The 7,552-nt window shown below is 66.8% G+C and carries 1 protein-coding gene; it reads left to right on the top strand.

What is annotated here, in order from left to right:
* Window positions 1-26 precede the first annotated feature (26 nt).
* Window positions 27-7,552 (top strand): non-ribosomal peptide synthetase (locus EV641_RS28910; RefSeq protein WP_132476943.1); only part of this gene is annotated, 7,526 nt, incomplete at its 3' end.

The raw sequence follows: 7,552 nt of genomic DNA, 5'->3' as shown, positions 1-7,552 counted from the left end.
AGATCAGTTTCAACTATTTGGGTCGTGTGTCTGCGGCGGATGTGCCGGAGGAGTTGGCGGCGATCGGGTGGGCGCCTACGGACGCCCTCGGCAAGGTCGATGCCGCGCTCGATGCGGACATGCCTGCCAGCGCAGCGGTCGACATCAACGCGATCGTGAACGATGGTCCGGACGGTCCGCGGCTCGGTGCCGGAATCGCATTCCCCACCGGCCTGCTGGACCGCGACGATGTCGAGGAATTCGCTCAGCATTGGCGTGCAGCGCTCGATGCACTCGTCGACCACGTCGGCGCACCGGGCGCCGGGGGGCTCACCCCGTCGGACGTCCCGCTGGTGAACGTGACCCAGCCCGACCTGGAGCGGTGGGAATCGCGGTATCGGCAGGTGGCCGATGTATGGCCGCTCTCGCCGTTGCAGTCCGGTCTGCTGTTCCACGCGTTGATGACGGCCGAGAACGACGTCGACGTGTACACGATGCAGGCCGTTCTCGATCTCGAAGGCGCCGTAGACGCGGAGCGTCTGCACCGGGCTGCTCAGGGGCTGCTCGATCGGCATGCGAACCTGCGCACAGTCTTCGTCACCGACGACGAGGGCGACTCGGTCCAGCTGGTGCTCGACGACGTGAAGGTGCCGTGGCGCACCGTCGACATGTCGTCGGAGGTCGCGTCGTCGGGCGTGACGGTCACCGTCCCGTTCTGGCGCGACGAGGAGACCCGCGGGTTCGTCATGGACACCGGACCGCTCATGCGGTTCGTGCTCGTCTCGCTCGGTGGTGATCGCTACCAGCTCGGCGTGACCACGCACCACGTGCTGGTCGACGGCTGGTCGATGCCGCTGCTCATGCAGGACCTGATGGCCCTGTATGCCACCCGCGGTGATACGTCGATGCTGCCGCGTGCACGGTCGTACCGCTCGTTCCTCGAATGGGTCGGCACGCGCGACCTGGATGCCTCGCGCGACGCCTGGTCGCACGTGTTCGACGGATTCGACGAACCGACACTGCTTGCCCCGCAGTCGCCCCGGCATCCGGGCGAGCAGGGCGACGACCGCGTCAAGATCGAGCTGGACGCGCAGCGTCTGACCGCGATCAGTGAGGCCGCGGCGCGCCTGGGCGTCACTGTGAACACTCTCGTGCAGGCGGCATGGGGTGTGCTGGTCGGCCGGCTCACCGGCCGCGACGACGTGGTATTCGGCGCGACCGTCTCCGGACGTCCCGCCGACCTGCCCGGTGTGGAGTCGATGGTGGGTCTGTTCATCAACACCCTGCCGGTGCGGGTGTCGTTCGATCCCGATGAGCCGGTCGCCGAGTTCCTCGGTCGTCTGCAGAGCGAACAGGCCGCGCTGCTCGAACACCACCACCTCGGCCTGACCGACATCCAGCGGGCCTCTGGTCCGGCGGTGGCCTTCGACACCCTCACCGTGTTCGAGTCCTACCCGCTCGACGAGGAAGGCCTCGCCCAGCAGGCCTCGTCGATCGACGGTATGTCCGTCACAGGTGTCGGCACGCACGATGCAACGCACTACCCGTTGAGCCTGTTCGTTCACGTCAAGACGGGGATGGAAGTCGAACTGCGCTACCAGCGTGCCCTTTTCGACCGCGACCAGGTGTCCGCGCTCGTCGCCCGTTTCGTGCGCGCACTCGAGTCGCTCGCTTCGCAGCCCGAGAATCATGTGGGTGACATCGGGCTTCTCGACAATACGGAACTCGATCGGATCCTCCACGACTGGAACGACTCGGCGCACCAGCTCGACGCGGCGGCACTGCTCACCGACCGTTTCGACGCGCAGGCCGCCCGTACACCGGATGCTGTCGCTCTCGTCTACGAAGGTGAATCCCTCACCTACGCCGAGTTCGATGCTCGCGTCACGCGTCTCGCGCGACACCTGATCGCGCAAGGGGTCGGTCCGGAGTCGTTGGTGGGCTTGGCCATCCGACGGTCTCTCGATCTGATGGTGGGCATGTACGCGATTGTCCGGGCAGGTGGCGCCTGGGTGCCGATCGATCCCGACCACCCCATCGACCGTGTGCGGCACATCCTCGACACGGCCGATCCGGTCTGCATCGTGACCACAGCCCGCGACGAGTTCGAGGTGCCGTCGGATCTCGATATCCGGTCGATCGCCATTGACGTGCTCGACCTGTCGGGCACCTCGTCGGCGCCGATCACCGATGCGGATCGGATCGCACCGCTGCGCCCCGACAACACCGCCTACGCGATATTCACCTCGGGCTCGACGGGACGTCCGAAGGGTGTCGCGGTGACACACCGCGCAATCGTCAACCAGACGGAATGGATGCTGCACGAGTTCGAGATGACCTCGGACGACGTGTACTTCCAGAAAACCGCCACCACGTTCGACGTGTCGCTGTGGGGCTTCTTCATGCCGTTGAGCGTGGGTGCCCGACTCGTGATCGCAACCCCGGAAGGGCACCGCGACCCCGCGTACCTGTCCGAAGTCATCGCGCGCGAGCAGGTCACGATCACAGACTTCGTGCCGTCGATGCTCACGGTGTTCGCCGCCCACGCCGACGCCGAGGAATGCCGCACCCTGCGCGACATCTTCGTGATCGGTGAAGCACTGCCGCCCGAGACGATCGACGGCGTGCGCCGGATCAGCTCTGCGGACATCGACAATCTGTACGGACCCACGGAAGCCGCCGTGTCCGCCACCTACTGGCAGGCGCCGGCGACGGGTTCGGTCGACGTGGTTCCGATCGGTGTTCCGGAATGGAATGTGCAGGCGTACGTCCTCGACGGCCGGCTCCGCCCGGTTCCCGTCGGTGTCCCGGGAGAGCTCTACCTCGCGGGGGCCCAGCTCGCACGCGGCTATGTGCGTCGCCCGGATCTCACCTCGGACCGGTTCGTCGCGAATCCGTACGGGGTGTCCGGCGATCGGATGTACCGCACAGGTGACCTCGTGACCTGGAACGAGCAGGGCGAGCTCGAATACATCGGCCGCACGGACTTCCAGGTGAAATTCCGTGGGCAGCGAATCGAGCTCGGCGAGATCGAGACCGCGCTGCTTGCCCACGATTCGGTGAACCAGGCCGCGGTGCTCGTGGTGCAGACCCCGACCGGTGACCAGCTCGCAGGGTACGTCGTGCCGACACCGGGACGGAACATCGACACCGGAGAGCTCATCGACCACGCGTCGGAGATACTGCCCTCCTACATGGTGCCGTCCGCACTGGTCATCCTCCAGGAGTTCCCGCTCAACACGTCCGGCAAGCTCGACCGGAAGGCCCTGCCGGCACCGACGTTCGAGGCGCGGGAGTTCCGTGCTCCGACGACACCGATCGAGGAGATCGTTGCGACGACCTTCGCCGATGTCCTCGGTATCGAACGTGTCGGCCTCGACGACGACTTCTTCGCGCTCGGCGGCAACTCACTGATCGCGACGCAACTCGTCGCGCGCCTCGGAGCTGCGCTCGACGTTCGGATCCCGGTGCGGGTGCTGTTCGAGTCCTCGACGGTGCACGCGCTCGCCGCGCAGGCGGAGCAGCACACCGGGTCGGTGCGTCGGGTGCCGTTGGTGCCGCAGCAGCGCCCGGATCGGGTGCCGCTGTCGCTTGCGCAGCAGCGCATGTGGTTCCTCAACCGCTTCGATTCGACGTCGAGCGCCGATAACCTTCCCGTTGCAGTACGCCTGACCGGCGCCCTCGACACAGCTGCGTTGCAGGCGGCCGTGCGTGATCTGCTCGATCGGCACGAGGTGCTCCGCACGATCTACCCGGAAGACGACGGTCGTCCCTACCAGCAGATCCTGCCGGTGGACGAGGCGATGCCGAACCTCGACGCCGTGCAGGTCGACGAAGCAGAACTTCCCGCACGGATCCTGGAGATCGTGGGCACAGGGTTCGATGTGACCACGCAGGTGCCGTTGCGTGCGGTTCTGTACCGGTTGGGGGATGTTGCGGGCGAGCGGAGCGACGGGACATCTGTTGCCGATCACGTGCTGGTGTTCGTCGTGCACCACATCAGTGCCGACGGCTGGTCGATGGCACCGCTCACGCGTGATGTCATGGCCGCCTACGTGTCCCGTGCGGCCGGTGAAGAACCGGCCTGGGCTCCGCTTCCGGTGCAATACGCGGACTTCGCGCTGTGGCAGCGTGAGGTTCTCGGCTCGGAGGACGATCCGGAGAGCTTGCTGTCGACGCAGGCCCAGTACTGGAAGCGCGCACTCGCCGGTGTTCCGGACGAGTTGAACCTGCCGATGGATCGTCCGCGCCCGCCGGTGCAGTCGTTTGCCGGTGGCCGGGTCGAGTTCGCGCTCGACGAGTCCACGCATCGTGAACTGGCGGCGCTGGCCCGCCGGACCGGCACGACCATGTTCATGGTCGTCCACACCGCGCTCGCGATCTTCCTGGCGCGCATGTCCGACTCCGACGACGTCGCGATCGGCACACCGATCGCGGGCCGTGGCGAGTCCGAACTCGACGACCTGATCGGCATGTTCGTCAACACCTTGGTGTTGCGGAGCCGGATCGACGCAGGTGAGCCGTTCACCGACCTGCTGTCGCGGGTCCGAGAAGCAGACCTCGAGGCATTCGCCCACGCGGACATCCCGTTCGAACGGCTCGTCGAGATCGTCGAGCCCGAGCGGTCGACGGCGCGGCACCCGCTGTTCCAGGTGGCCCTGTCGTTCGAGAACCTGCCGTCCGCAGGTCTCGAACTTCCGGAGCTGAGTGTGTCCGGGGTGCCCTTCGATGTGGACACGGCGAAGTTCGATCTGTCGCTCACGCTGCGCGAGGGTATCGGGGAGGACGGCGCACCGGCCGGTATGTCGGCCGAGTTCTCCTACGCGAGTGCGCTGTTCGACCACGGTACCGTCGAACAGTTCGCGCGCCGGTTCGAACTGTTGCTCGCCGGCATCCTTGCGGATCCGCAGGCGCCGGTCGGGGACCTCCCGCTGCTCGGCGGCGACGAGTTCGGCCGGCTCACGCACGTCCACGGGGATCACGTCGGAGCCGGCGGAACCCTCGCCGATATCCTCACGGCGGCGGTCACGCTGGATCCGAAGGCCACCGCGGTCCGCTACGAGGGGCGCTCGATCAGCTACCGCGAACTCGACGAGACTTCGTCGAAGCTCGCTCGCATCCTCATCGGACGGGGCGTCGGCCCGGAGGACATCGTCGCGGTGTCCTACCCGAGGTCGTACGAGATGGTCCTGAGCGTGTGGGCGATCGCGAAGGCCGGTGCCGCGCACCTGCCGGTCGACCCCACCTATCCCGTCGACCGCGTGCGGTACATGCTGTCCGATTCCGGTGCGGTCCTGGGTATCACGTCTTCGAATTATCGCGACGGGCTGCCCGGGGACTCCGACTGGATCGTGCTCGACGACGCGGCGTTCGCGAGTGAACTCGACGGACAGTCGGAGTTGCCGGTGGGTGCCTCCGACCGGGTGCGTTCGCTGTCGCTGTTCCACCCGGCCTACGTCATCTACACCTCGGGTTCGACGGGCCGACCCAAGGGTGTCGTCGTCACGCACCAGGGTCTCGGCGGGGTGGTCGACACCGCCGTCGAGCTGTACCACCTGCGTGCCGGTCATCGCTTCCTGCACATCTGCTCGCCGAGCTTCGACCCGTCGGTGCTCGAGTGGATGGCGGCGTTCACGAGCGGCGCGACGCTGGTCATCGTGCCGTCGACGATCATCGGTGGCCCCGATCTCGCGGAGTTGCTGCGCACCGAACGCGTCACGCACACGATCATCACCCCGGCGGTGCTCGGGACGATGGATCCGACGGGTATCGACAGCCTCGAGGTCGCGTCTGTCGGTGGCGACGTCACCACACCGGAGCTGCTCGCCAAGTGGGCACCGGGACGCAAGTACTTCAACGGGTACGGCCCCACCGAGACGACGATCATCTCGTCGTTCGCGAGGCTCGAACCGGGCCGTCCGATCACGATCGGTCATCCCACGCACGGGGTGTCCGCACTCGTGCTCGACACGCGGTTGTGTCCCGTCCCCGAGGGCGTCGCCGGTGAGCTGTACATGGCCGGCGCTGCGCTTGCCCGCGGTTACCACGGCCGCAGCGCTCTCACCGCCGAGATGTTCGTTGCCAATCCTTACAGCCCGGACGGTTCACGCATGTACCGGACGGGCGACGTGGTGAGGTGGCGTGCCGTCGAAGATCGGCTCGAGCTCGAGTTCGTGGGGCGCAGCGACTTCCAGGTGAAGGTGCGCGGTTTCCGTATCGAACTCGGCGAGATCGACGCCGCCCTGGCCGCACACGAGACCGTCGACTTCGCCGCAACCCTCGGTCGTTCCACGGCGTCGGGTGCGACGGTGTTGGTGTCGTATGTGTTGCCGGTGAAGGGCCGGGCTGTGGATGTGGCGGGGTTGACGGAGTTCGTGGCTCGGTCGTTGCCGCCGCATATGGTGCCGTCGGCGATCGTGGTGCTCGATGAGGTGCCGTTGACGCCGGTGGGCAAGTTGGATCGTGATGCGTTGCCGGAGCCGGTGCTCGAGGAGCGTGAGTATCGTGCGGCCGGTAGTGAGGTCGAGGAGATCATTGCGGAGGTGTTCGCGGAGGTTCTGCACTTGGAGAAGGTGAGTGTGGACGAGTCGTTCTTCGCGCTCGGTGGTGATTCGATCGTGTCGATTCAGTTGGTGTCGCGGGCGAAGGCTCGTGGTGTGGTGTTCACGCCGCGGGATGTGTTCGAGCGGCGTTCGGTGGCAGGCCTGGCCGAGGTGGCAGTGCGGAGCGACGAGTCCCAGGGCATCGTGCGACTCGAGGAACTGCCGGGTGGCGGTGTCGGTGACGTTCCGTTGACGCCGATCATGCGTGAGGTACTGGGCTGGCCGGGTGGTTTCGACCGGTTCTCCCAGTTCGTCTCCGTGACACTTCCACAGGACATCACCGCGGAGGTGCTCGAGCGGACCATCGGTGCCGTGGTGGAGCACCACGATGCGCTGCGATCGATCCTCGACCGTGACGGCGCCACCTTCCGAGTACGTGCTGCCGGCGAGGTGGACGCCGGGTCCCTCCTCACCCGCATCGAGGCTCCCGCCGGTATCAGCGACGAGGACCTGACCGTTCTCGCCGGACGCGAGATCGACGAGGCACTCGGTCGACTCGATCCGTTCGCCGGGTCGGTGCTGCAGTTCGTGTGGTTCGACTTCGGTTCGGCCGGGCGTGCCGGTGTGCTCGCCGTCGTCGCACATCACCTGGTGGTCGACGGTGTGTCGTGGCGAATCCTGTTGCCGGACCTCGGTCTTGCGTGGGGGCAGGTCGTCTCCGGGCAGGAGAAGGTCGAGCTTGCCGCAGTCGGGACGTCGTTGCGCCGCTGGGCACACGGCCTCGTCGAGGCGGCACCGTCGCATCGCGACGAACTGGGGCTCTGGGAGCAGATTCTCGAGGGGCCCGACCCGCTGCTCGGCGAGCGGCCGTTCGATCCGTCCGTCGACACCGCGTCCACTGTCGAGCGATTCGACATCAGCGTGCCCGCCTCGGACACCGAGGCGTTGCTGACGTCGGTGCCGTCGTTGTTCCGTGGTGGTGTTGCCGATGGTCTGGTGGCGGCTTTGGGGTTGGCGTTGGTGCGGTGGCG

The organism is Rhodococcus sp. SMB37 (genome assembly GCF_004345605.1).
Classification (GTDB): domain Bacteria; phylum Actinomycetota; class Actinomycetes; order Mycobacteriales; family Mycobacteriaceae; genus Rhodococcus.
This window is presented reverse-complemented; position numbering and strand designations above follow the sequence as displayed.